Source organism: Cupriavidus sp. WS (genome assembly GCF_000395345.1).
Lineage (GTDB): Bacteria > Pseudomonadota > Gammaproteobacteria > Burkholderiales > Burkholderiaceae > Cupriavidus > Cupriavidus basilensis_B.
The window spans coordinates 1-4,797 of the sequence record NZ_AQPL01000342.1; the positions used below are offsets into that span (position 1 = coordinate 1).

The following is a 4,797-nucleotide window of genomic DNA, read 5'->3' on the forward strand; positions in this document are numbered from 1 at the left end:
GCCCGAACAAGGACCCCATCCAAGTCTCAAGCCAGACCCACAGCAGCTAGAACAAAGCCCCCACCCAAGCCCAAACAAGAAAACTAAGAAACCCCCTTCAAAAACACCCCCCTTCGCTAACAATCCAATCCATAGCCAAATCATGCCCCTGCGCGGCCAGCGCAATCCGGCAAGCCTCAAAACCAACCCCAATCGCCACCGGAGTGACCCCGCCGGCTGCCAGCGCCGCCAGTGTGCGGTCATAAAACCCGCCCCCATATCCAAGCCGGAACTTATCGACACTGAAACCGACACATGGAATCAGCAGCGCGTCGGGCACCACGGCCGGCGTGCCGTCGGGAATCGGAATGCCGTAGTGGCCTTTGGTCATCGCGGTGCCGGGTTGCCACAGGTGGAAGTCGAGCGGCGCGCCGGGGCGGCTGACCACCGGCAGGGCCGCCTGGCGGCCGGGGGCGGCGGCCAGCCAGCGCGTCACGGTGGCGCGCGCGTCGAACTCGTGCTGGATCGGCCAGTAGAAACCGAGGCGCCGCGCGGCCAGGCGTTCCAGCAGGGTGGCCAGCGCGGCTTCGATGGCGGCATCGGCGTCGGCGCGCGCGGGCAGGGTGGCGCGCAGCGCCAGCAGCCGGCGCCGCAGGGCGCCACGTGCTTCGCTGGCGGGGGCCTGCGCGGCGGGTTTGCCGGGCGCGCCGGAACGGTTGCGAACCTCGTCGCTGGGCATGGCTGCGTGGGATAATGTTTGCTGTCGACCAAATATCGCACGGTCGGACGCGGGCCCTTCGACAAGAGCGGAGAAGGCGATGCCGTCCGGCCGTCACAACAAGGAAAGCCAAGAATGCCGAAGGGAGTATATCCGCAGCGTGCGGCCAGGGCCGCCCTCGCGGCGATCGCGTGTGCGCTGCTTGCCGCGCCGGCGTTTGCGCAGAAGCGGCCATCGCCGCAGCCGCAGTCACAATCCCCGGCAACCTTCATCCCGGGCAATCCCGACGACGCTTTCGTGGCGCTGCGCGACGCCGCGCGCAAGAACGACGTGGTCCGCACCGATGCCATCTCGGCCACGCTGGTGGACTACCCGATCTCGTCGTACGTGGAATATTTCCGCATCAAGCCGCAGATGTTCGACGCCAGCGGCCTGGCCCGCATCGACGCGCCGGACGACCAGGTGCGCGCGTTCCTGCAGCGCTACAAGGGCGAGGCCATTGCCGACCGCATGCGCAACGACTGGCTGCTGGTGCTGGGCAAGAAGCGCGACTGGGTGAACTTCGACGCCGAGTACCCGCAGTTCGTGCTCAAGGACGACACCCAGGTGGAGTGCTATGCGCTGCTGTCGCGCGCGCTCAAGGGCCAGAACGTGGCGGCCGAGGCACGCGCGGCGCTGGCCGATCCGAAGTATTACGGCGAAGGCTGCGTCGACCTGATCGGCTATCTCGCGCAGAGCCGCCAGATCGAGCCGAGCGACGTGGCCTTCCAGGCACGCCAGGCGCTGGAGCAGAACTTCGTCACGCTGGCCGGGCGCATCGCCGCCACCGCGCCCGAGGCGCGCGGCGACAGCAACACGCTGGCCACCGTGGTCAAGATGGCGCGCAACGATCCGTCGCAGGCCGCCGCCTACCTGAACGCCAGCGCCGCCGGCCTGTCGCGCGACGAGCAGGGCGCGGGCTGGGGCGTGATCGGCCAGTTCGCGGCCAAGAAGCTGGCGCCCGAGGCGGCCGGCTACTACCGCCGCCAGATGGACCTGGGCGGCAACCAGTGGCTGTCCGACGAAAGCCAGGAGTGGCGCGTGCGCGCCGCGCTGCGCCAGGGCGACTGGAAGCAGGTGCGCATGGCGGTCGAGGCCATGCGCCCCGAGCTGCGCGCCAAGGACCCGGCCTGGACCTACTGGTACGGCCGCGCGCTCAAGGCCGACAACCGCGCCGCCGAGGCGCAGCAGCAGTTCCAGGCCATCGCCGGCCAGTTCAACTTCTACGGCCAGCTTGCCAATGAAGAGTTGGGCAACCGCACCGTGCTGCCCGCGCGTACCCAGGTCAGCGACGCCGAGGTCAACGCCATGCGCGCGCGCCCGGGTTTCCTGCGCGCGCAGAAGTTCTACGACCTCAACCTGCGCTTCGAAGGCAACCGCGAGTGGAACTGGGAGCTGCGCGGCATGACCGACCGCCAGTTGCTGGCCGCGGCCGACTACGCGCGCCGCATCGAGCTGCTGGACCGCGCCGTCAACACCGCCGACCGCACCCAGGCCGAGCACGATTTCTCGCTGCGCTTCCTGATGCCCTACCGCGACATCATGCAGCGCGCCACCGACGACGTCGGCCTCGACATGGCGTGGGCCTACGGCCTGGTGCGCCAGGAATCGCGCTTCATCATGAACGCGCGCTCGTCGGCCGGCGCGCACGGCCTGATGCAGGTGATGCCGGCCACCGCCAAGTGGGTCGCGCGCAAGATCGGCATGACGGATTTCTCGCCGTCGATGATGGGCGATCCCAACGTCAACATCATGCTCGGCACCAACTACATGAGCATGGTGTTCACCGACCTGGACAGCTCGTGGACACTGGCCTCGGCCGCCTACAACGCCGGCCCGGGGCGCCCCAAGAGCTGGCGCACCAGCCTGCCGCGCCAGGTCGAGGGCGCGGTCTTCGCCGAGACCATCCCGTTCGCGGAGACCCGCACCTACGTCAAGAACGTGCTGTCGAACGCCACGTACTATGCTGCATTGATGAGCGGCAGGCCGCAGTCGCTCAAGGATCGCCTGGGCACGGTGTCGCCGTCGCAGATCACCACCACCGCCTTGCCCTGAGCCGGCGCGCGGTCTGCCGGCGAGTGCGGCCGCCGGCGCATGCCCCATCCGGGACGCGCGCCGGCCGGGCCTTGCCACGGAGGAATCCATGCAGACCAGCAACGTTCTAGTGATCGGCGCCGCCGGTTTCGTCGGCAGCCACCTGGTGGCCCGCCTGGCGGGCGTGGCCACCGCCTCGGCCACGCCGCTCGAGCCGGGCAGCGTGACCGAGCCGCCCATCGACCCCGAGCGCATCGTCGCCGCCGCGCGCGATGCCGAGCACGCCCAGCACCTGCTGCTGCTGCCGCGCGTGGAAGTCGTCGAGCTCGACGTGCGCAACGAGGCGGCGCTCGACGCCGCGGTCGGCTCGCTGGGCACCGAGGGCATCGTGGTCAACCTCGCCGGCATCCTGCACGGCGAGCGCGCCGAGCCCTACGGCGCCGCCTTCGCCGCGGCGCACGTGGAGCTGCCGCGGCGCCTGGTGGCGGCCTGCCGCGGCACCGGCGTGCGCAGGCTGTTGCACATGAGCGCGCTGGGCGCCGACAGCGCCGGCCCGTCGATGTACCTGCGCAGCAAGGGCGACGGCGAGCGCGTGGTGCGCGAAAGCGGGCTGGACTGGACCATCTTCCGCCCGTCCGTGATCTTCGGGCCCGACGATCACTTCCTCAACCTGTTCGCCCACATGCAGCAGATCGCGCCGGTGGTGCCGCTGGCGTGCGCGCAGGCGCGCTTCCAGCCGGTCTACGTGCAGGACGTGGCGCAGGCCTTCGTCAACGCGATGGCCACGCCGGCCACCGTCGGCTACGCCTACGACCTGGCCGGGCCGCAGGTCTACACGCTCGAGGCGCTGGTGCGCTATGCCGGGCGCGCCAGCGGCCACCCGCGCCCGGTCCTGCACCTGCCCGACGCGCTCGCGCGCCTGCAGGCGGCCGTGCTGGAGCACATGCCGGGCACGCCGGTGATGACGCGCGACAACCTCGACTCCATGCGGCTCGACAACGTCATGGCCGGCTCGCTCGCGCCGGAACTGGGCCTGCGCCAGCCGGTCAGCCTGGAAGCGGTGATGACCGACGTGCTGGCCGGGCGCGGCCACGAGAGCCAGATGCAGACCCTGCGGCGCAGCGTGTATCGCTGAAGCTGCCGGTGCGGATGGTGCGGATGGTGCGGGCCGGCGGGCCGGCGGGCCGGGCGCGGCCCGCCCGTGACGCGCCAGTGATCGGCTTGTGACCCGCTTGTGAGCCGCTTGTGACCCGCGCTCACATCGCTGCGAGCGCAATTCGCTTGGATCGGCTGGGCGCGGCTGGCTACAATGCCTTGTTCCGCCGGTGTGCTTTCCCGGCCGCTCCCTCTCCCAGTTCCAGCAAGGATTCCGCGATGAAGCTCGTCATCGGCAACAAGAACTATTCGTCCTGGTCGCTGCGCCCGTGGCTGCTGATGCGGCAGGCCGGCATCGCCTTCGAGGAGATCAAGGTGCGCCTGTCCACGCCGGACTTCGACGCGGTGGTCGCGCGCCATTCGCCGGCCGGCAAGGTGCCGGTGCTGGTCGACGGCGACCTCGCCGTGTGGGACACGCTGTCGATCGCCGAATACCTGGCCGAGCGCTTTCCCGAGAAGCAGCTGTGGCCGGCCGAGCGCGACGCGCGCGCGCTGGCGCGCTCGGTCTGCGCGGAGATGCATGCGGGCTTCGGCAACCTGCGCAGCCAGATGCCGATGAACGCCACCGCGATGCTGCCCGGCCTCGGCTGGAACGCCGCCGTGCAGCGCGACGTGGACCGCATCGCCGCGATCTGGACCGACCTGCGCGCGCGCTTCGGCGCCGGCGGCCCGTTCCTGTTCGGCGCCTTCACCATCGCCGACGCGTACTTCGCGCCGGTGGTCAGCCGCTTCGCCACCTACGGCACGCACCTGCCCGACGAAGCCAAGCGCTACGCCGACTTCATCCTGGCGCTGCCGGCCATGCAGGCGTGGATCGCCGATGCGCGCGAGGAGCGCGACTTCATCGTGGCGGACGAGCCGTACCGGCTCCC

4 protein-coding genes are annotated in these 4,797 nt (G+C 70.3%); 3 read left to right on the top strand and 1 reads right to left on the bottom strand.

Annotated features, from left to right (window positions below; translation table 11 throughout):
- Positions 1 to 97 precede the first annotated feature (97 nt).
- Positions 98 to 718 (bottom strand): 5-formyltetrahydrofolate cyclo-ligase, encoded by a 621-nt coding sequence (locus K206_RS0125575; protein WP_020205228.1) that lies wholly within the window; start codon positions 716 to 718, stop codon positions 98 to 100.
- Positions 719 to 832: 114 nt separating this feature from the next.
- On the opposite strand from K206_RS0125575, the gene K206_RS0125580 reads away from it, so the two are divergent.
- From K206_RS0125580 to K206_RS0125590, 3 genes are all read left to right on the top strand, one after another.
- Positions 833 to 2,791 (top strand): lytic transglycosylase domain-containing protein, encoded by a 1,959-nt coding sequence (locus K206_RS0125580; protein WP_020205229.1) that lies wholly within the window; start codon positions 833 to 835, stop codon positions 2,789 to 2,791.
- Between the two features lie 88 nt (positions 2,792 to 2,879).
- Positions 2,880 to 3,905, top strand: a complete 1,026-nt coding sequence (locus K206_RS0125585; RefSeq protein ID WP_020205230.1) for a complex I NDUFA9 subunit family protein — start codon at positions 2,880 to 2,882, stop codon at positions 3,903 to 3,905.
- Positions 3,906 to 4,144: 239 nt separating this feature from the next.
- A partial coding sequence (locus K206_RS0125590; RefSeq protein ID WP_020205231.1) for a glutathione S-transferase family protein occupies positions 4,145 to 4,797 on the top strand: 653 nt, incomplete at its 3' end.

What these genes read in the sequence shown, in the direction of transcription:
- K206_RS0125575 (WP_020205228.1), bottom strand. Translation starts at nt 718, where the DNA reads ATGCCCAGCGACGAGGTTCGCAACCGTTCCGGCGCGCCCGGCAAACCC.
- K206_RS0125580 (WP_020205229.1), top strand. Translation starts at nt 833, where the DNA reads ATGCCGAAGGGAGTATATCCGCAGCGTGCGGCCAGGGCCGCCCTCGCG.
- K206_RS0125585 (WP_020205230.1), top strand. Translation starts at nt 2,880, where the DNA reads ATGCAGACCAGCAACGTTCTAGTGATCGGCGCCGCCGGTTTCGTCGGC.